This is a genomic window from Leptospira mtsangambouensis, from assembly GCF_004770475.1.
In the GTDB taxonomy this organism is placed as follows: domain Bacteria; phylum Spirochaetota; class Leptospiria; order Leptospirales; family Leptospiraceae; genus Leptospira_A; species Leptospira_A mtsangambouensis.
In genome coordinates this window covers 862,414-882,437 of sequence record NZ_RQHK01000017.1, presented here as the reverse complement: position 1 = coordinate 882,437, position 20,024 = coordinate 862,414, and the positions used below count along the sequence as shown (strand labels likewise).

Sequence of the window (20,024 nt, the reverse complement as noted above, 5' to 3'; positions counted from 1 at the left end):
TCTCTATTTTATTTTTTTAAAGGAAACATAAACCTTTTTTAAAGGAAGATACAAGATAGCTGCAAGTATCAAAAAAGGAATCATCCAAATCAAATAGTATGTTAATTCCAAAAATACATTCAAAATTCCCACAAAAGCATTTTTATATGTAGGAACTTGAATTTTATCGGAAGGAATGGGGCTTGAAAATTGAATACTCAACGTAGCCCATTTTACCTTATCTTTTATTTTCCAAATTTCGTGTTCGGCATTGTCCAAATTATTTTCACTATCGGTTATGGCTTCTTCAATCGCTTCCCAATTTTTGGAATTGGCCGATGTTTGGTTGTTAGCATTGGATCGTCTTGTTAAACGAATTTTTTCACGGTTTGATTTTACCTTTTGCCAAACCATTCCTTCTGTATGGTCCACAGTCGATATATCTTCGCTGAGTAAAACTCCATATGTATCTAATTCAATCAAAGCTTCGTATAATTTTTCAGATCGAATATGAATTCGTAAACTCATATAAGGTGAGTCCGTATTGACTGCGGAACTACTTTCGATATAACCATACTTTGTAATAAAACCAAGGATATCTTTTCTCGTTTTAATCAAATCTTGGGTTTGATAACTTAATTGGACTTGGTATTCGAGCAATCGCTCTGTACTATTTTGAATTGGTATAAATACTTGCCCGAGCTGATTCTCAACTGACGGTTGTTCTATGCCATCGTCGACGCGAGAGGAACTGGCAGCCAATTTTTTTTCCATAGGCATGTCCATAGAACGTTTTTCCGCTTCGACTGGTGCCGTAGATTCGCTGTTTGATTCTTTGCCACATTGCAGAAGGAAGGCAAAAAGAATGAAGACCATCAATTTAAAAATTTTTTTCACAAAAGATCCCTACTTGTTTCTACTTAGACTTAACATTTCTCATGAAAAAGTTTCTCAAGTTTTTGGGCGAATCCAACACCAAAAAGGTGTTGGAACTCTGGTTACAATAAACTACAATTTTTTGCTTAAAAACGAGCGAGAAGGAATGGCAAAGGGAACTTCTAACTCCACAGTTCCCATCCCACCGCTAATCACTTCTACAGGATTTTGTTTATAAAAAATTTGGTCTACAGTGAATGTTGCAGGATTTGAATCAATGGCTGTGATGACTTCCATCAAATCGCCTTTTTGGATTTTATTTTTAACCTCAATCACAATTCGTTTTGTATCTGGTTTATACTCTTTTACAAAACCTGCATATTTTTGGCTCATTTGTAAACTGGTTCCAAATTCATTATTTTGAAAGTTTCTTTCCTCTTCCGGAATTTTGTCTTCCATCCCACGACTTAAAAAACCAGAAAAATACTTTCTGGAAGAAACTTTATCCAATTCTTCTAACCACTTCCGATCAAACCCTTCTCCTCGTGCAATGTTATCTAATGTATGTCGGTAACTACGAGCCACCATCCCTACATAATAATCATTTTTGGTTCGGCCTTCTACTTTCAAAGAATCAACTCCGGCATCACATAACTCTTGTAAAAATTCGATGGCACGTAAGTCTTTCGAATTCATCAAAAAAGTTCCTTCTTCATCTGTAATGAGTTCCATTGGTTCATCGTTCTGTTTAGGATTTGTGACAAACACTTTATACAAGTCACGACATGCATTGTTACAAGAACCTTGATTGGCATCTCGTTTTTTAAAATAATTACTCATAAAACAACGACCACTATGCGCAATACAAATTGATCCATGAACAAAAACTTCAATTTCCATGTCGGGAACTTCATTTTTAATTTCAGCAATTTCAGAAATAGAAACTTCGCGGGAAAGAATCACACGAGTAGCACCAAATTTTTTCCAAAATTTAACAGCCGCATAATTCATCGTATTTGTTTGGACAGAAATATGAATGTCAATTTCGGGATGAGCTTCCTTTGTCAAAAGGATCAATCCAGGATCTGCCATAATCAAAGCATCTGGTTTTAATGCTGCCATTTGATCCAAATACTTTGGATAAGAAGGAAGTTTTGAATTCCTTGGGATGTTATTGACTGTAAAATAAATTTTTTTGCCAAGTTGCCTTGCAAGGGTTACTCCCTTTTCCAAAGCCTCCATCGTAAAATCATTTTCACGAGCACGTAATGAAAACCGAGGCACTCCACAATAAGCTGCATCCGCACCATAAAGATAAGCGATTTCTAATTTTTCTAAATTTCCTGCAGGAAGTAATAATTCTGGAATTTTTCTCATCTGGGATACACTCTTAATCCATCCCAAAAGAATCCTCATTTCCCAAAAGAAAAAATCTATAGAAAGATTTTAGATCGTTTCTAAAATCAAAAAAGGAAAAGACAAAGAGATCCATATTTTTAATTGTAAGACATCATGTTCCTTTACTTTCTCTTTTTAATCTTTCATATTCTCTCGGCAATGGTATGGGTGGGAGGAATGATTTTTTATGTGATCGTTTTGATTCCTGTCATCCGGAATCCAGAACTAAAAGATCAAAAACTTCGGTTACTACAACTAACAGCAATTCAATTTCGAAATATTTCTTATTATATATTTTCTATATTTATAGTTTCAGGAACAGGAATCTTATATTTAAAAGGTTTTTTTCAAAATGGATTCAATTGGGAACTGTGGGCATCTAACATTGGTTTTATGTTTATGGCAAAAATTGGTTTATTTACCGTCTTATTTTTATCTTCTTTGTACCATGATTTTGTCACAGGTCCTAAAACTTTTACTTACTTGATAACTGATCCCTTACGTTTTGAACGATATAGAAAAACATCTTCATTTTTCGGAAGATTTAACCTACTCGTTTCAGTTACCATTGCGATCTTTGGTATTTTTGTTTCCCGGGGTTTCTCAATTTTCTAATCGTTTATTCCCCTTGACACCCCAGAGTCCCTCTTTTCCCTGAAACAAATGATTCCGAGTCGCATTTTCATATCTACTTTCATTCTAATTCTAATCCTGGAACCGGGCTTTCGCGAGACAGAACTCCAAGCCTTCCACGGGATCATGCAACCCGCCTTTGGAGCAAGACAAGCGGGGATGGGGGGAGCCTTCCAAGCAGTGGGAGGATCTGTGATGGATTTAGAGTCCAATCCCTCTCACCTAGCAAGAGTGAAAAGAACCAAATGGGAGTTAGGTTCTGCGATCCATCTCCCAACCATCGAATACAATGATGAATACATCGATCCAAATCCTAATCGTTCTTACAAAAATTCTACCGTAGAACATCCTAGAGCCGTCCTTCCTTACATTGGCATCATCAAACCAGTAACAGAAAATATCAGTATTGGTTTTGCTCTCTATGCACAAGGTGGTGGTGGTGGACAATTTAAAAATATCAAACGGCATACTCCCGATGGAAGAACGCTAAATGAAACCTTTGGAATCAACATCCCCATCATAGGCGATAGTACAAAGGCAGTTGAAGATTTAAATTTTAGATTTATGACCATGAAATCTACGTTTGGTGCCGGATACAAAAAAGGAAACTTTGCAATCGGTGCTGGAATTGATTTTGTTTATGGGTTTATGGAATTAAAAAGAACCTACCAAGACGAAACAAGAAGTCTTACCATTCCAGGAGGAATTCGTTACCAAAGTGATTCCGCATATACAATGGGAGGAAAAATAGGTGTATCCTATGATCTAACAGAAAATATACGAGTAGCTTATTCCTATACAACCAGAAATCTTTTGCCAATGGATGGAACCATGAAAGTAGATGGTTATGCACCAGAAAGGTCTTTTGGAACAAGAGTTTCTCGTTATATGATTTGGCCCGACAAACATGTAGCGGGAATCTCTTACCGCACAGATAAGTTTATCATCGATTTTGATATCAAATATATCCCTTGGTCACAAAGTTTTAATACAAGTAAGTTTCGATTGGAAGATGTTTGGATGAGAACTCCAATTGGAGTTGAAACCAATGCTTTTCAATTTAATTTGAATTGGAAAAACCAAACCATATTGGCAGTTGGGTTTGAATACAAATGGAATGAACGATTTATGAGCCGAATGGGATATAGTTATGGCAATAATATCATTCCTGCAAGTGGAGTGAGTCCGATGTTAGGAGCCAGTATTGAACACCATCTTGCAATGGGAGGAAGTATTTCTTGGAATGATACTTCGTTTCATATTGCCTGTGAGTATGGATTTCCTAAAAAAACCTATGGAGGTAAAACTTCTGACTGGACTTTATCCCATGCTGTTTTTTCTAATAAAGAAATTCATCCATTCCAATTTTCTTATAATAAACAAATGAGTATTTTTAGTATTTATATCGGAATGGAACAAAACATATAAAAGGATAACCTATGAATTCAAAATTAATTGGAAAATTTGCAATTGGACTGTGGATTGTTACTGTCATTACTTTAGGATATTTTTTCTATTTCGGAAGTACAAGCCGTTCTCTTGACAACCGAACCGCAATCCATTTGACACCAGCAGAACGCCAATTGGTTTTAACAGAAATGAGAGCCTTACTCACAGCTGTTAATGGTATGTTAAGTGGGCTTGCAGACAAAGATTACGAAGGTGCTGCCAAAGCAGCTGATGCCGTCGGTATGGGACTTGTTGCCAGTTTAGAACACCAAGAAAAAACGATTCTATTAAAACTTCCTGTGGAATTTAAAAAATTGGGATTTGGAACTCACGAAAAATTTGATTCCATCGCTGCAAAGATTAGAAACAAACAAGAAATTCATACCCTATTGAAAGAGATGGATGAACTCACTCGTAATTGTGTCGCCTGCCACGCAAGTTACAAAATAGATGTTGATTCTGATCAAAAATAAATTGCCTTAACCAAAATTCCAATGCCAAAAATTTCAAGATACTTTATCAAATCAGGGTTATTGTATTTAGTATTGGGAGTTCTGGTTTATGCCCTTTCCGAATTTCCAAATTCAAATTGGGAAATACATTTAATGCCTGTTTATTGGCATATGATCGCACTTGGATGGATCACTCAAATCATCATTGGGGTATCTCTTTGGATGTATCCAAAAGGGAAAAATCCAAGTCCCAAAAATGGAAGTAAACTTGTTTGGACGGCATATTTTTCTTTGAACTTGGGTTTAATCCTTAGAATTATTTCCGAACCTTGGATTTACCAAAAAAAAGAGTTTTTCATTTTCCCTTTTTTAATTTCAATCGTTTTGCAATTTACGGGAATCCTTTGTTATGTTTTAGAAATTTGGCCTCGCCTGGAACCACAAAGACAAAAATAAAATATGTTTCCGATTCAATCTGTTTGGTTCATTCGTATTGCTCTAATTTATCTTATGTTTGGAACATCCTTAGGTGTCGTTTTGATGTTTAACAAAGCCTTTGCTTTTTCTCCAGAAATTTGGCGGCTTTTACCATTACATTATTCTATTCTAATTTGGGGATTTTTCCTGCAGCTCATTATGGGAACCGCTTATTGGATGTTTCCCAAGTTTCTTTCGGAACATCCAAGAGGATCCATCTGGCAAGTTTGGTTTCAATTTTATAGTTACAACCTAGGATTGGTTTTATATTTAATAACAAAATTCATTTTACCTTTTGAACCTTTGGCTCTACTCGGAAAATTTCTAATTTTTTTAGGTTTGATCACGTTTATGAAGTTAGCTTGGGCACGAGTGATTTCCTACAACAAATAGAAATTTCCTTCTCCACTTTTTATTAAAAAAAATACCAACATTGATTTAGATCAATTTTTTCCTGAAATAAGAATGGTAGTTTGTATCATGAAGTTTTCCCAATTGATACTCTATGGTTTTATTTTATTCTTATTCAGCATGACTTACTCATGCCATGACCATTCGGGCTCAAAACTTCCGGAACTAAACAATGGTAAACCTTGGGTGGCCGATGAATCGACAAGGATGGGGTTTCAGAAGATGAACGAAATATTTCACCATGCAAATTCTGATGAGTCAATTGAAGTCTACCATAAACAAGCAGATCAAATCACATCCATTATCAATGATATTTTATCTTCCTGTACAATGACAGGGCAAGGACATGAAGAACTACATAAATATATTAATTTATTATTAGAAGAAGTGAAAACAATGAAAGGCAATGATATTGATTTAGCCAAAAAAGCAAAATCAAACCTAATCGAAAAAATATCCAAATATCCGTTATACTTTGAATGAACAAAGTATAACGAAAAAATCTAAATATTGAATTTTATATACGGTTTATAATCCATATCCTCTTGTAGGATATGATTCGTAAGCCAAGCCCGTAAAAACTTAAGAAGGTCTCCAAAGAACTGATTGAGTTCTTCGTCATTGGAAAGTAGATTTCCTGAACTCAGACGATTTTTTAGTTCTAAAATTTTATCAGTGAACCGGTCGTGTTGTTTTTTATGAGCTTCTAGTTCTGGGTATTGGTTTAACTCCATCACTCGTTCTTCAATTAAAAAATGACTAAGTGTATAATCCTCTAGTTCAGAAACCGCATCCACAAGGATCTTGGATTTTCCAGAAAGATGCTCTTTGTTTTCATCGTAAACTGTCTCGATATTATTGATCAAACGAAAGAGTTTTTTATGTTGAGAATCAATCTCGGAAATATTCGTTTCGTATTTCGAATCCCACTGTGTTACCATGAGAAAACCTCGTTCTTTCAGGTTTTTTCAGCACCCCAAGAGGACAAGTGAATAATCCAAACCACAACGAAACTATCGATTTCACTAAGCCAAGGATTAGAATAAGAATCGTTCTAATTTAATTTTAGAGATTCGCTAAACTGCCAGAGAACCGGCCAAAGACCTATTTTTTCGATTTTATATACGAAATGTTTTTCTCTTTCTCATTCCCCTAATTGACAATTATCAACACAAATGATTCGAACCATCTTGATCTAGATCAATACACAATCCTTCTTTATGGCATTCAATGGAAGGTGAACCAATAAGTGGGCGGTATCCAATGAACAAAAAAATTTTTCAATTCACAATGATCACGATTGTCACCTGTCTCTCGCTAGTCGGTGCCTCATGTGGCAAAGCAGATGATTCCGATGCAGGCAAAGGGATTTCTGCTGTAGCAGATGACAAATCACAACAGGATGTTCTAAAAATTGCTGTAGGTTCCAAAGACCATACAACTCTTGTTGCGGCTGTCCAAGCTGCGGGCCTCGTGGATTCCCTTGCAAACCAAGGACCGTTCACTGTGTTCGCACCAACAAACGATGCATTTGCGAAGTTACCAGCAGGAACCGTAGATGATCTTTTGAAACCGAGTCAAAAAGATGCATTGAAGAACATATTAGAGTACCATGTGGTAGTAGGTAACTTAACTGAATCCATTTTGAAATCTGAGTTCACCGGCAAAGATGATGAACTTGGTATGGCAAATGGAGGTCACACAAAAGTTTCCGTAAAAAATGGAAAGGTAATGATCAATGGTGCAACCATTGTCGCATCTATTCCAGCTGCAAACGGAATCATTCATGTCGTTGACTCGGTGTTACTTCCACCAGCCAAGAAATGATAAGAAAAAAATACCAAGGAGTATTTAAAATGAACCTTTCAAAAATAAACGGAGTGTCTTTTCGAATGAAGTTCGGACTCTTACTCGGACTCTTCGTGACAATGACAATCATATCCTGTGGAGGAGAGAAAACTGAGGAAACACCAACATCTAATGCTGGTTCTAAGGGAATTGGACCAGTTAAATCTGTTACCATCGGTGCATTAGACCAGGCAATGGCAGACCGTGGTAAAAAACAATTTGAAGCCAAGTGTTCCGCTTGTCACAAATTTGAAGAAAAGGTCGTCGGACCAGCTCTTCAAGATGTAACACTCCGCAGAACTCCAGAATGGATTATGAATATGATTCTAAATCCAATTGAGATGACTCAAAAAGATCCCATTGGACAAGAGTTACTCGGTGAACACTTAACACAAATGACTTTTCAAAACATAAAGGAAGAAGAAGCGAGAGAGATCCTCGAATACTTCCGTAAGATGGATTTAAAATAGGTAACGATATGTTAAAAAAATCAAATTTAATACTAGTTACACTTGGAATCGCTCTTTTTGCATTCGTTCCGAATTGCAAGAAGGGTGCAGCAACGGCAACACTTGCTTCCGATGCTGCTTCTAGAGTGTATGTGGCTCCGGGCGATAAGGACGAAGTGTACGCATTTTTGTCTGGTGGATTTAGTGGTCAGATGTCCGTTTACGGAATCCCATCTGCACGACTATTCAAAATCATTCCAGTATTCTCCGTTTTTCCTGAAAATGGATACGGATTTGACGAAGAAACCAAAGACATGTTGAAAACTACTCATGGTTATGTGCCATGGGATGATAGCCATCACGTAGAAGCATCTATGACAGATGGTAAACAAGATGGTCGTTGGATGTTCCTTAACGCAAACAACACACCAAGGCTTGCAAGGATTGACCTAAAATCTTTTGAAACAAAAGAGATTTTGGAAATCCCAAACACTGCCGGAAACCATGCTTCTCCATTTGCTACTGAAAACACAGAGTATTTGATGGCAGCAACACGTTTCTCGGTTCCTGTTCCACAAGCCAGTGTGGCAATCGACAGTTTTTCCAAAGGTGGGTTCAAAGGAACCGTCACTATGGTAAAAGTTGATAAAAACACAGGAAGACTTTCGATTGAATTACAAGTTCTAGTTCCAGGATTCAACTACGACTTATCACATTGTGGTAAAAAGAAATCCCATGACTGGTGTTTCTTCAGTAGTTATAACTCGGAACAAGCTCATAAAATGTTAGAAGTTGGTGCTTCTAAAAAAGATAAAGATTTTATCTTAGCATTCAACTGGGTTCGTGCGAAAGAATGTAAAGACCAAGGCAAAGCTTACAACTTTGGTGGTGAATACCTAAACAATTTCAAAGACGAAAACAAACCTGCCGTTTCAACAAAGTTAAGCGGTGTGAAGATGTTAAATCCAAAAGATTGTCCAGGTATGATGTATTACATGCCAACACCTAAAAGTCCACACGGAACTGACGTAGACTCCACAGGAGAATACATTGTTGGTGGTGGAAAGTTAGCATCCGTAATTCCAGTTCACTCATTTAGCAAAATGATGGAAGTAAAAGACAAAAAGGAACACCACTCGACTGAAATCGAAGGAATTCCAGTTCTTAAATACGAATCCACACTTGCTGGTGAAGTACAAAAACCATGTCTTGGTCCATTACACACTGAGTTCGACGGTCAAGGGTATGCTTATACTTCTTGTTTCGTAAGTTCAGAGGTTGTAAAATGGAAACTAGGAACTTGGGAAGTGGTGCAACATCTACCTGCTTATTATAGTGTAGGTCACTTATCCATCGTTGGTGGTAGTTCTACTGAACCTTACGGTAAATATCTAATCGCAATGAACAAAATCACTAAAGATAGATATCTACCAGTTGGTATGGAGTTACCTCAAAGTGCGCAGCTCTATGATATCTCATCTGGTAAAGCTGAATTGTTGTCTGACTTCCCTACTGTTGGGGAACCACACTATTCACAAATGATTCCAGCAAAGTTGATTATGGATAAAACTGCGAAACTCTTCCCGTTAGAGGAGAACAAACATCCATACGCGACTAAAAATGAAAACGATGCAAAAATTGTTAGACTTGGAAGTACAATCCATATCTACATGACTGCGATTCGTTCCCATTTCAAACCGGATATTATTGAAGCAAGAACTGGGGAAACTTTATACTTCCATGTAACCAACTTGGAACAAGATTATGACATTCCTCACGGATTTGCAATCGGTGGAGCACCTAACATGACTAACCTACTCATCATGCCAGGTGAAACTAGAACTTTCAAATGGGTAGCACCAAAACCTGGTGTATATCCTTTCTATTGCACTGATTTCTGTTCTGCTCTTCACCAAGAGATGCAACAGTACATCCGAGTGAATCCATAACCTATATGAAAACTTTACTTTTCCAAACGTTAAGTAAAAGAAACCGACTCCTAATCTTAGGGGTCGGTTTGGTTCTCATCGCGGTTTATTTAATTCCTATCTGGTCCATTTCTATTGCGGCTCCTCAGTATCCTGAAGGACTCGGAATGCAAATTTGGATTAACAAAATCACTGGTGCCACACCTTATGATCTCAAAAACATCAATCTTCTGAACCACTACATTGGTATGCAGGAAATTGTTTCGGAATCCATTCCGGAACTACTCTTTATGCCGTATGTTCTTGGTTATTTGATCTTTGGTGCATTTATCACAGAACTCTATCCCAAAGTGGGGATGGCAATTCTTGGGATTATCAATTTGATCATCGTAGGTCTTGTTGGACTCTCTGATTTTTGGAGATGGGAATACAACTACGGACACAACTTGAATCCAGAAGCACCAATCATTGTAGAAGGAATGGCATACCAACCGCCACTTCTTGGCTGTAAGGTAATGTTAAATATTACTGCTTGCAGTTATCCTTCTTACGGTGGTATGATTCTTGGGTTAAGTCTCGTCGTATTAGTGTATATTCTCTGGGATGAAAATCGAAGGAAAAAAACAAATGCGATTTAATAGTTTCAAACTAATTTGCATTTTCCTCACAGTCGCACTCGTAGGCTGTGGGGATGTTCGCCCTGAACCATTGACTGTGGGGGAAACTAAATGTAGTCACTGTTCTATGTCCATTGTAGATATGAGATTCCATACCCAACTCATCACTTACAAAGGAAAAAGATACCACTTCGATGCCATTGAATGTATGGAACAATTTCAGAAACAAAAAGATTTAAAAATTGCAAAAGTTTGGGTTACTAACTATCTAGATACAAAAGAATTTATCCCTAAAGACGAAGCCATTATCATCCATTCAGACAAAATTCGTTCGCCAATGGGAGCGGGACTTGCCGCTTTTAAAACTCATGAAGACTCTTCTCAATTTCAAAATTAAATGGGTTTGCCAAAAAACCAATTTGTATCATAATCAAAACCAAAAAAATCATCAGATCCCTCTTGGTTGGAAAAACACTTTATATTTTTTTTCCTTAATTCTATTTTCCATTTCCCCTCTAAATCCTTTATTTTCTAAAACCATTTCCGTGTGTACAAATTGTACGGTAAAAACTGTAAAGGATGCAATTTCGTTTTCACAAAATGGTGATACAATCAAAATCCAATCAGGAATTTACAAAGAAGGTTTTTTACCCATCACCAAATCGATTTCCATCATTGGGGAAAATGGTGTGGTGATTGATGGACTCAAAGAAAAACATGTATTGGGAGTTTATGCCAATGGAGTCCGCATTCAAAATTTAAAAGTCATTGGAAGTGGGATCTCCGACTTAAGCGAATATGCAGGGGTTCATGCAGAAAAGGTAAAAGATTGTTATTTTGAAAATTTAAGTTTAGAAGACAATGTTTATGGATTTTATTTAGCGGAAACCTCAAACTGCACAATCAAAAACAATACCTCCATTGGGAATGCTGAAAACGAAGTTCTTGGTGGAAATGGGATTCACCTCTGGTCAGCAAGTCATAACAAAATCATTGGAAACAAATTAAAAAAACACCGTGACGGAATTTATTTAGAGTTCTCCGAACATTTAGAAATCGAAGGGAACGAATCAGAAGAAAACATTCGTTACGGAATGCATTTTATGTTTTCAAACCACAACCAATTCAACAAAAACATTTTCAAAAATAATTCAGCTGGTGTCGCCGTCATGTATAGCAAAGACATCATTATGGAAGAAAATGAATTTTTAGACAATTGGGGAGAAAGTTCCAATGGAATTTTACTCAAAGATATTGCAGACAGTACTCTTTCTAAAAATCGTTTTGAAGGGAATACAATTGCTGTTTTTGCCGATGGAATTACCAATATCAATTTTCAAAACAATGATTTTATCAACAATGGATGGGGAATCAAAATTCTTGGAAATACCGATTACAACAAAATCATAGATAACAATTTTATAAAAAATGTTTTTGATATCAGCACCAATACAAAATCAACAACCAATGTTTTTTCTAAAAATTATTGGGATCACTACGAGGGATACGATTTAGACAAAGATCAAATTGGAGATATTCCACATAAAACCATTCATTTTTTTGGATACTGGATTGCCGTGTATCCATTCCTTATGGTACTTTATGAATCTCCAGTGGTTCTCTTTTTGCAAGGAATCGAAAAAGCATTTCCCATAGTGACACCGATTGAATTTGAAGACCAACATCCAAGGATGAAGGAAAGAATATGATAGAAGTTAAAAATCTTACCATCAGTTATGGAGGAAATTCTGTTGCAGTTAAGGATGTAAATTTCCAAACAGAATCAGGCAACATAGTTTCCATCATTGGTCCCAATGGATCAGGTAAAAGTTCACTGATCAAAGGAATTCTTGGACTTGTCCAACCAATCGCTGGAGAAATTTTATTCCAAAGTAAAGACGGACAACCACATACCATCGGTTATATGCCACAAACTCCTCGTTTTCCTACAAACATCAAAGTAGCAGAACTAATTTCTTTTTTTAAAAAACTAGAACCAGTAGAAGAAGAAAGATTTCATAACCTTTTGTCAATTTTAGAGTTAAATAACCATATGGATAAAAAAATTGGATCTTTATCCGGGGGAACCAAACAAAAAATCAGCATCCTTCAGTGTTTTTCTTCCAAAAAAGATCTATATGTGATCGATGAACCCACCGCAAGTTTAGATCCATATATCTCGCATTTACTAAAAACACTTTTGGTCGAAAAGAAAAAAGAAGGTTCTCTTGTTATATTTTCAACCCATATATTAAAAGAATTGCAGGAGTTAGCTGACAGATTTCTTCTTTTATCAGAAGGTTCCATTCTGATCGACGATTCTCCGGAAAATTTCCTTAGAAAAAACAACAAAACTGATTTAGATCAGGCATTGATGAATTTCTGGAATGAGGAATACAAAACAAAACCATGAAAGAAATTTTATTTTTCGAAATCAAAGAAAATATACGAAGTCGTTGGGTATTTATCTATTCTGGACTACTTGTCCTTGTGATGATGATTTTAAGTTTTTTTGGGGATCAAAATGGAATCCGTTTGCTCGTAAGCACAATGAACTTAACTCTCATTGTGATTCCCCTATTTTCCATTACATTCTCTGGAATGTCTTTTTTAGAATCAATGCCATTTGCCGAAGTATTACTTTCAAAATCTGTTAGTAGAAGTTCCCTTTTTTTGGGAAAGTATTTAGGAATTACAATATCTCTCTCCTTAGGTCTGTTATTCGGGCTTGGGATACCCGGTATGTTTCTTTTCTCTAATGACCCAAAATTTCTATTTTTATTTTTCGAATTAATATTGTTTGGAATCTTCTTAACCTGTATCTTTGTTGCCATTGCATTTTTAATTTCTTCTTTTATCAGAAGGGGTGAAATCGTACTAACGGTTTCTCTTCTGGTTTGGTTGTACTTTTTTATTTTCTTTGATGCATTGGTATTTATCTTTAGTTTGTATTTAGGTGATTATCCAATTGAAATTCCGTCTCTCATTGTCATCTTACTCAATCCAATTGACTTAATTAGAATTCTTCTAATCCTACAAACTAGCTCCTCAGCTCTTCTTGGTTTTTCAGGTGCGTTATTATTAAAACAACTAGGTTTGTTCGGAGTTTTAGGAATTACGGTTTTGTTTTTATCTTTGTGGATTAGTATTCCACTTCTTGTTTCGTTTAAACGATTCCAAAAACGAAATTTTTAAAATATGATTTTTATCAATAGAGTTATTTGACTGCACTTGATTTAGATCATTGAATTACAGTGAAGGACCAGTAAAATGATACCTATTCACTATGAAACGTTGGTTACAAATTGCCTCGGTTTTGATCTTACTCCCTTTTATAGGTAAAGTCCTATTTTTGGAAACTGGATTACTTGCCCAGTCAATGTATCAACTTTCCATGATTTGCCATTGTAACCACGGCTCCAAAAACGAAATCCACAAAGAAGAGGATTCACCTCATTCCAAACGAATCGTTTGCCATCTAACAAAAAATTCTGGCCCTCATGTATGTTCCTGTGCGAAAAAAAAATCAGCCACAAAGGTTCTCCAATCACAGTCCATGAACCCAAGTTTCGCAGCGGAAACAAAATTTAATCCACTCATCACTTATGATATTGTCATCCTTGCATTCCAACCAGGCGCCCACCTACGGAACGGATTCGCACACTTACCTTACAAACCACCAAGACAACTCCATTCCTGAAGATTACAGAAAGAGTCAGTTCCTTTTAAAGGAACAATTTAAAATCAATTAGGCAAACGAATCTGAAAAGTTTAGTCCTTGGAATGTATCAAAAGGTAATTTTATGTTTAAGAATTTATTATCCATCTCTCTCGTATGTTTGGTTCTATCACAATGTAGTTTAGCAAAAAATACTGAAGCAAACAACACTTCCAATTTACTTTCTCTCCTTGTTGCGGCAAATAGCAACCCAGGTTGTTCTATTTCTACTACAGCAGCGATACCAAGTAATCTCACTCAAGTGGACAGTAAACCACGAACCAAATATTCAATCTCTGCTTGTGATGAAGCAGGTTTTACCAATTTGAGCTTAGGTCAAACTGAAGTTTCAAAAGGTGCCATTGGAACAAGCGGAACATCTGTATTGTTTACAACTAATGATGTAATGCTTTCTACAAACAAAGGAGGAACTGCAATCGAAGTTTCTTTTATTATGAACTCCGCATCAAGTACCCTTGATGTCATTGGTTATGGTACAGGAAGTCCGTTAATTGGTCCTACTTATCGTTTGATTGCGGGAGCACAAACTCAATATAAAAATGCATCCGGTGTGTTTGGGAACACAGGCAAAGGTGGATCAGTATCTGCCCCCATCCCTACTGTTGGAACAACTCATACTTTTTGTTTAGACTTTCAATACACAATGGGAGGTTCAAGATTCTTAAACGGTTTCAATAAACCTTGTTCGGAAGTCACAGATACAGAAAGAGGATCTATGTCTTACTATCCGATCATGCAAATGATGAATGTTCCTGTGTATACAGGTGGAAATCGATTGGGTTTTGTATTGAATGGAGTTACCATTACTTCTTTCACAGTTGGTTCCATAGTATCAAACACAGAAATGTAATTTCTCTCTCCAAACACTTGTCATACTGGTGAATTTAGTAGCCAGTATGATTTTTTGGAAAAGGATCAATCAAACAAATGAAACTCAAACACATACTCATTTTATTTCTGATAACCACTCCTCTCATTTCGAAAGAGGTTAAAATTGAGAATGCTTATATCAAATATACATCCTCGACAACTTCTGTTGTTTACCTCACCTTAAACAATGGAACAAACATAGAAAAAAAACTAGTCCAGGCCAAATCAAATATAGCCGACCGAGTCGAGTTATACACAATGTTACCATCCGATGCGGGAATGAAAATGGTTCCCGTATCCGAAATTTCAATTCCCAAAAATGGTATGACCTCTCTCACTCCAAGAGGGTATCATATCATGCTTTTTGGAATCAAATCTCCATTAAAACTAAAGGATTCCATTCCCTTTCGCTTTGTTTTTTCTGATGGCTCAGAACTTCAATCCAATATCTCTGTAGAAACTTCATCACCAAACAAAGATATAAACAACAAACCTACTTCATTCAAAAAGGAAGAAACAGGACATAACAATAACGTTTCTCAAACCACTGATGAAGTTGATATGTCAAATTTTGATCCCAATACACAACCGAACGAAGACCATGCGGAACATGATCATTCAGGCCATGAAGGACACGAACACCACAACCGTGCCGATATGTTGGCACCAGCTGGAATCATGAACCCACATATCCACGAAAAAGGAAAGTGGATGATTGATTATCGTTATATGGGAATGAAAATGTGGGGACTACAATCTGGCACTTCTGGAATGAGTGACCTTGGAACATTGTATTTTCCATTTACCGATCCTACTGTTGCAATGCCTACAGGAAGTTTAATTACAGGTTCGCCAATTGGAACTACTCTTCCGACATTATCACCTAACAAATATAACTACATGTCTGTACCGACAGATATGGTTATGGAAATGAATATGGTGAGTGCCATGACTTCCATTTCCGACAAATGGATGATTATGTTTATGGTTCCTGCAGTGAAAAACAAAATGACGATGTTATCCAGTAATTTTGACAGAGCTCCCATGAGTTCTGCTGGAATTGGTGATGTTAGTTTCAGCACGGCCTATCGATTGATCAAAACAGAACATCAGAATTTTTTTACAGGTATGGGAATTTCTCTTCCTACAGGTTCCATAGATGAAAGAGACAATATGCCTATGATGGGAAAACAAAAAGTTCCTTATAATATGCAACCTGGTGTTGGAACATATAGTTTACTTCCACAATTATCGTATAACGGAAATTATAAGAGATTCTCTTGGGGTGCACAATCACAAGCCAGTTTACGGATTGGAAAAAATGATAATAACTACAGATTCGGAAATCGATACGAAATTTCTGGATGGTTATCCTTTCTTGTTCACGAAAGTACATCAATTTCCGTTCGTGTAGCAAAACAAAGGTGGTTGAACCTCCAAGGAATGGATGCAACTCTTGACCCAAAGATGGATCCACAAAATGATCCTTATCGTCAAGGTGGAATGCGAAGTGACCTACTCATTGGTATTAACTTTCTTGTCACAAGTGGAATTTTCCAAGGAGCCCGATTTGGTTTTGAGTATGGAAAACCTTTCCATCAAAATTTAAACGGGCCACAACTTGCCACAAGAGAGCTTATCAACGTATTTGCTTCCTTTACGTTTTAAAAATTGTTTCTGTTTTTTTGGGGCGCACATCTCCGGCTCGTCGCTGCAATCTTTCCTTTCAGGAAAGGATTTCCGCTTTGATCCGGGGCGCAAGGTTACCAAAAATTCTCTATTGACGAACTAAGTGGATCTTTAAAAAAATTAGATAGATTTCTATTTTAATCTAAGGATTCACTTTTTTATCTTATGGAAAATCCAAACCTAACCATTCGTATTGCAAAACCAACCGATGTAGAAACAATCGTACCTCTCATTTATTCTTCAGGACCCAAGGCATGGACTTATGTATTTGGGGAAGGAAAACAAACTCCCTTTGATTTTTTAAACTCATCTTACATAAAACGAGGAAATACTGTTTCGTATACCAATCATTATGTGGCAGAACTAAATGGTAAGGTAGTGGGCTCTATTCTTTCTTATACACAACCTAGTTTTTTGGCACTAACGGCAGGGACAGCCCTTCGAATTCTTTCCTTATACAAATGGAATGCACCGAAAGTCATGGCAAGAGGACTCAAAACAGAAACCATCATCCAACCACCAAAATCTGGATGTCTGTATTTGGGTCATATTGCTGTTTCGGAAACAGAAAGAAACAAAGGGATCGCAAAAAAACTAATCGAGTTTATGATCACGAACAATCAAAAATATAAAACCATATCTTTGGACGTCTCAGCAGAAAACAAACCTGCAATTTCCTTGTATCAAAACTTAGGTTTTGAAACCAAAGAAACAAGACATCCGTTGGGTTGGGAAGGAATCATTCCTTCTCATCATTATATGGAAAAACAAATTTAAGTTTTTACCAATGAACAATATTGATGCAAAGGCAAAAAGCCAATTGGAATCTTTGGGTTATCATTTGTTTCCCAATTACTTTCCAATGGATCAGATTAGATTATTAAAAGATATCCTGCTTCGTTCCAATGCAGAATGGTCGAAAGAACTGAATCATCCGAAAAATGTAAACAGTGCTTATCTTACTTCCACAAAATTTACAAAAGACAAAAAGGATAGAGAGACACTTTTTCAATTCATTGCATCTGATGCCTTATTAGAAATTGGTAAGATAGTTTTCGATGGCCCAATGTATTTTCTCAACACTCAAATCTTTTTTAATCCGGAAGATCCAAAGAAACTTCCTTATTGGCATAGGGACATCCAGTACATGGGCATTCCGGAAGAAAAACAATTCGAAAGAATACAAAAGGATTTTGTTTGGCACTTTCGGATTCCCTTAGAAAAAGATCCTGGAATTTGGATGGTTCCAGGAACACAGAAACGTTGGGACAACGAAGAAGAACGAAACACTCGTTTGGAATTAGAGGGGAAAAAAAATCACGAAGACCTTTCTAACCAAATCTTAATCCCACATAATCCGGGTGACCTACTTGTGTTTTCTGCTCATCTTATCCACAAAGGAAACTACGATATAAACCGATTTTCCTTTGATATCTTATACACAAATTTTCCAGAAAAAAAAGAAACCGCCGACCACTGGAATCATTTTCCAAACCAAGATGAACTCCTGAACCAAAAAACAGAATCCCTCTTTCAGTTGGTCTAGATATCTTTTCGAACATAAACATTCTTTTACGCCAGCGATTTTAGCGGAAATCCTTCCCCGAAAAAAACCATTCTCAATTGAGAATTCGGAATATCTATTTGACTATCTAATTTCGATATCGTAATCTGATTTTGAATGCGTATTAATGAATTTTTTTCCAGTTTTATTAAAATTCATATTTTACATCACTGTGAAAAGGAAGAAATTTACGGTGTTTGGATGATTAAAGAACTAAACGAACATGGATATAAAATTAGCCCAGGTTCTCTGTATCCAATGCTAAAAAATTTAGAAGAAAAAAAACTTATCCGTTCTCGAGTCGAACAAATAGGAAAAGTAAAACGCAAATTTTACCGCATCACTCCCAAAGGGAAAAATGAACTGTCCTCAGCAAAAGTAAAATTAAAGGAATTAATTGGTGAGATACTTTATCAATAATACAATTCGATAAACGAAAAAAACGTTTTAACCAGGAGAAACAAAATTGAAAAATCATTTAGAAGTTTTTTTTACTGCACTCAAACTCGGCTGTACTTCGTTTGGTGGTCCGATTGCACACTTAAGTTATTTTCATGACGAGTATGTTACCAAAAAAAAATGGATCAGTTCCCATGCCTATGCTGACTTAGTGGCCCTTTGCCAATTTTTACCTGGTCCTGCCAGTAGCCAAGTGGGGATGGCCATTGGACTTTCCCGAGCTGGGATTTTTGGTGCCATTCTTTCCTGGATTGGATTTACTTTACCATCTGCCATCATCCTTATATTCTTTGGACTTGGAATCACAACGATGGATGTTACAACTCACAACCATTGGCTACATGGATTAAAAGTGGTGGCTGTGGCTGTGGTAGCACAAGCCATCCTCGGTATGGGTAAAAAACTTTGCCCAGATAAAGAACGAATCACAATTGCCGTACTCACAAGCGTTATTCTTCTTTTTCTTAACTCTGCTTTCCTACAAGTAGCGATTTTAGTTTTTTCAGGAATTTTTGGGATTTTTTTTCTAAAATCTGCATCCGACCTTCCTCATGAACCTTTTCACAAAGGAAATAAAACACTCGGCTCTGTTTTTATATTTTTATTTTTTGGATTGTTAATCTTCCTTCCATTCCTAAGAGAACTGTATCAAAACCAAACAATCAAACTATTTGATAGTTTTTATCGCGCAGGTGCACTCGTGTTTGGTGGTGGACATGTTGTTCTTCCATTGTTACAAGCAGAAGTGGTTCCCTCCGGTTGGGTCAGTAATGATCTATTCCTTGCAGGTTATGGAATCTCGAATGCAATCCCAGGTCCTTTGTTTGCATTTAGTAGTTATTTAGGCGCTGTTTCTAGTGTAGAACCAAATGGCTGGGAGGGAGCTATCATTTGTTTGGTGGCTGCCTTTTTACCTTCTTTTCTTTTGGTGATTGGAGTTTTGCCATTCTGGGAAAAACTAAGAAAGAATCCAAACATTCGTAAGTCTATGTTAGGAATCAATGCCTCTGTTGTGGGAATACTACTTGCTGCACTTTACCAACCAGTTTGGACGAACGCAATTTTTTCCGGTAAAGATTTTGCCTTGGCAATAACAGGATTTTTATTTTTGGAATTCTGGAAACTTCCTTCTTGGATCGTTGTCGTTGCGACTGTTTTAATTAGTTTTTATATTTATTAAAAAATC

24 protein-coding genes are annotated in these 20,024 nt (G+C 36.6%); 21 read left to right on the top strand and 3 right to left on the bottom strand.

The window, feature by feature from the left end; genetic code table 11:
• Window positions 1-3: 3 nt before the first annotated feature.
• Both EHR01_RS16665 and EHR01_RS16660 read right to left on the bottom strand, forming a co-directional pair.
• Entirely contained in the window at window positions 4-855 is an 852-nt protein-coding gene (locus tag EHR01_RS16665; RefSeq protein ID WP_135697419.1) for a DUF4349 domain-containing protein, read from the bottom strand.
• 132 nt (window positions 856-987) lie between these two features.
• Window positions 988-2,232, bottom strand: coding sequence for a U32 family peptidase C-terminal domain-containing protein (locus tag EHR01_RS16660; protein WP_208721802.1), 1,245 nt, complete (start codon window positions 2,230-2,232; stop codon window positions 988-990).
• A gap of 135 nt (window positions 2,233-2,367) precedes the next feature.
• On the opposite strand from EHR01_RS16660, the gene EHR01_RS16655 reads away from it, so the two are divergent.
• The 6 genes from EHR01_RS16655 to EHR01_RS16630 all read left to right on the top strand — a co-directional run bounded on the left by EHR01_RS16655 (window position 2,368) and on the right by EHR01_RS16630 (window position 6,158).
• Window positions 2,368-2,868 carry a hypothetical protein gene (locus tag EHR01_RS16655; protein WP_135696398.1) on the top strand — a complete coding sequence of 167 codons (501 nt, stop codon included), beginning with the start codon at window positions 2,368-2,370 and terminating at the stop codon, window positions 2,866-2,868.
• Between the two features lie 48 nt (window positions 2,869-2,916).
• Window positions 2,917-4,314: an OmpP1/FadL family transporter gene (locus EHR01_RS16650; protein ID WP_135696394.1), complete on the top strand. Its 1,398-nt coding sequence runs from the start codon at window positions 2,917-2,919 to the stop codon at window positions 4,312-4,314.
• An 11-nt stretch (window positions 4,315-4,325) separates the two neighbouring features.
• Window positions 4,326-4,808 (top strand): hypothetical protein, encoded by a 483-nt coding sequence (locus EHR01_RS16645; RefSeq protein ID WP_135696391.1) that lies wholly within the window; start codon window positions 4,326-4,328, stop codon window positions 4,806-4,808.
• A gap of 21 nt (window positions 4,809-4,829) precedes the next feature.
• Complete coding sequence (locus EHR01_RS16640; protein WP_135696388.1) at window positions 4,830-5,243, top strand: hypothetical protein; 414 nt, start codon at window positions 4,830-4,832, stop codon at window positions 5,241-5,243.
• Between the two features lie 3 nt (window positions 5,244-5,246).
• Window positions 5,247-5,657 carry a hypothetical protein gene (locus EHR01_RS16635; RefSeq protein ID WP_135696386.1) on the top strand — a complete coding sequence of 137 codons (411 nt, stop codon included), beginning with the start codon at window positions 5,247-5,249 and terminating at the stop codon, window positions 5,655-5,657.
• 87 nt (window positions 5,658-5,744) lie between these two features.
• Window positions 5,745-6,158, top strand: coding sequence for a hypothetical protein (locus EHR01_RS16630; RefSeq protein ID WP_135696383.1), 414 nt, complete (start codon window positions 5,745-5,747; stop codon window positions 6,156-6,158).
• 20 nt (window positions 6,159-6,178) lie between these two features.
• On the opposite strand, the gene EHR01_RS16625 is transcribed toward EHR01_RS16630, so the two are convergent.
• The gene (locus EHR01_RS16625) at window positions 6,179-6,616 is read right to left on the bottom strand and encodes a bacteriohemerythrin (RefSeq protein WP_135696381.1); all 438 of its coding nucleotides are present in this window, start codon (window positions 6,614-6,616) and stop codon (window positions 6,179-6,181) included.
• A gap of 289 nt (window positions 6,617-6,905) precedes the next feature.
• On the opposite strand from EHR01_RS16625, the gene EHR01_RS16620 reads away from it, so the two are divergent.
• The 15 genes from EHR01_RS16620 to chrA all read left to right on the top strand — a co-directional run bounded on the left by EHR01_RS16620 (window position 6,906) and on the right by chrA (window position 20,018).
• On the top strand, window positions 6,906-7,502 hold the full coding sequence (locus tag EHR01_RS16620; RefSeq protein ID WP_135696378.1) for a fasciclin domain-containing protein: 597 nt from the start codon (window positions 6,906-6,908) through the stop codon (window positions 7,500-7,502).
• Between the two features lie 29 nt (window positions 7,503-7,531).
• Window positions 7,532-7,993, top strand: a complete 462-nt coding sequence (locus EHR01_RS16615) for a c-type cytochrome (protein ID WP_135696375.1) — start codon at window positions 7,532-7,534, stop codon at window positions 7,991-7,993.
• Between the two features lie 8 nt (window positions 7,994-8,001).
• Window positions 8,002-9,921 (top strand): Sec-dependent nitrous-oxide reductase, encoded by a 1,920-nt coding sequence (gene nosZ, locus EHR01_RS16610; protein WP_135696372.1) that lies wholly within the window; start codon window positions 8,002-8,004, stop codon window positions 9,919-9,921.
• A 5-nt stretch (window positions 9,922-9,926) separates the two neighbouring features.
• Complete coding sequence (locus EHR01_RS16605) at window positions 9,927-10,538, top strand: hypothetical protein (protein ID WP_135696369.1); 612 nt, start codon at window positions 9,927-9,929, stop codon at window positions 10,536-10,538.
• Window positions 10,528-10,914, top strand: a complete 387-nt coding sequence (locus tag EHR01_RS16600; protein ID WP_135696366.1) for a nitrous oxide reductase accessory protein NosL — start codon at window positions 10,528-10,530, stop codon at window positions 10,912-10,914. The genes EHR01_RS16605 and EHR01_RS16600 overlap by 11 nt, the downstream gene beginning before the upstream one ends.
• Window positions 10,868-12,226: a nitrous oxide reductase family maturation protein NosD gene (locus EHR01_RS16595; protein ID WP_135696363.1), complete on the top strand. Its 1,359-nt coding sequence runs from the start codon at window positions 10,868-10,870 to the stop codon at window positions 12,224-12,226. Before EHR01_RS16600 ends, EHR01_RS16595 begins: the two co-directional genes overlap by 47 nt.
• On the top strand, window positions 12,223-12,930 hold the full coding sequence (locus tag EHR01_RS16590; protein ID WP_135696360.1) for an ABC transporter ATP-binding protein: 708 nt from the start codon (window positions 12,223-12,225) through the stop codon (window positions 12,928-12,930). Before EHR01_RS16595 ends, EHR01_RS16590 begins: the two co-directional genes overlap by 4 nt.
• Window positions 12,927-13,712 carry an ABC transporter permease gene (locus EHR01_RS16585; protein ID WP_135696358.1) on the top strand — a complete coding sequence of 262 codons (786 nt, stop codon included), beginning with the start codon at window positions 12,927-12,929 and terminating at the stop codon, window positions 13,710-13,712. Before EHR01_RS16590 ends, EHR01_RS16585 begins: the two co-directional genes overlap by 4 nt.
• A 91-nt stretch (window positions 13,713-13,803) precedes the next feature.
• Window positions 13,804-14,217, top strand: coding sequence for an LIC_11090 family protein (locus tag EHR01_RS16580; RefSeq protein WP_135696355.1), 414 nt, complete (start codon window positions 13,804-13,806; stop codon window positions 14,215-14,217).
• 103 nt (window positions 14,218-14,320) lie between these two features.
• On the top strand, window positions 14,321-15,106 hold the full coding sequence (locus EHR01_RS16575) for a hypothetical protein (protein ID WP_135696352.1): 786 nt from the start codon (window positions 14,321-14,323) through the stop codon (window positions 15,104-15,106).
• 77 nt (window positions 15,107-15,183) lie between these two features.
• Window positions 15,184-16,794 carry a copper chaperone PCu(A)C domain-containing protein gene (locus tag EHR01_RS16570; protein WP_135696349.1) on the top strand — a complete coding sequence of 537 codons (1,611 nt, stop codon included), beginning with the start codon at window positions 15,184-15,186 and terminating at the stop codon, window positions 16,792-16,794.
• Window positions 16,795-16,980: 186 nt separating this feature from the next.
• The gene (locus EHR01_RS16565) at window positions 16,981-17,592 is read left to right on the top strand and encodes a GNAT family N-acetyltransferase (RefSeq protein WP_135696346.1); all 612 of its coding nucleotides are present in this window, start codon (window positions 16,981-16,983) and stop codon (window positions 17,590-17,592) included.
• A 10-nt stretch (window positions 17,593-17,602) separates the two neighbouring features.
• Complete coding sequence (locus EHR01_RS16560) at window positions 17,603-18,361, top strand: phytanoyl-CoA dioxygenase family protein (RefSeq protein ID WP_135696343.1); 759 nt, start codon at window positions 17,603-17,605, stop codon at window positions 18,359-18,361.
• A 135-nt stretch (window positions 18,362-18,496) separates the two neighbouring features.
• Window positions 18,497-18,799 carry a PadR family transcriptional regulator gene (locus tag EHR01_RS16555; protein WP_135696339.1) on the top strand — a complete coding sequence of 101 codons (303 nt, stop codon included), beginning with the start codon at window positions 18,497-18,499 and terminating at the stop codon, window positions 18,797-18,799.
• Window positions 18,800-18,845: 46 nt separating this feature from the next.
• A complete protein-coding gene (chrA, locus tag EHR01_RS16550) occupies window positions 18,846-20,018 on the top strand; it encodes a chromate efflux transporter (RefSeq protein ID WP_135696336.1) in 1,173 nt (390 codons plus the stop codon).
• The last annotated feature ends 6 nt before the right edge of the window (window positions 20,019-20,024 follow it).